Source organism: Photorhabdus viridis (genome assembly GCF_040256935.1).
Lineage (GTDB): Bacteria > Pseudomonadota > Gammaproteobacteria > Enterobacterales > Enterobacteriaceae > Photorhabdus > Photorhabdus viridis.
Window position 1 is genome coordinate 1 of the sequence record NZ_JBEJZY010000458.1, and the last position, 226, is coordinate 226.

At 69.5% G+C, this 226-nt stretch carries 1 protein-coding gene; it reads left to right on the plus strand.

Features of this window, described 5'->3' with window-relative positions; translation table 11 throughout:
- Positions 1 to 201: hypothetical protein (locus tag ABR397_RS24135; RefSeq protein WP_350307890.1), on the plus strand; the 201-nt coding region annotated here is incomplete at its 5' end.
- Positions 202 to 226 lie beyond the last annotated feature (25 nt).

A 226-nucleotide genomic window follows, 5' to 3' on the forward strand; every position in this document is an offset into this window, starting at 1 on the left:
CGCCCACCGAAGGGCGCTGCGCGGTTACCTCAGCCCCGGTGCGCGGCTGGCCGCCGGGTTGAGCTTCTTAGCCCCCGTGGCGCGCAAGGCGGACGCCTTCCGCTGTCAGCCGCAGTGCAAAATCCCACCGCCGCAGTCGCCGCCGTCCCTGGCGGCTCCGGTGATAACATCGGCCCTAAAACCCGCCCGCCAGCCTGTTAAGGTCAACAGCCACAGACCGGTAAGC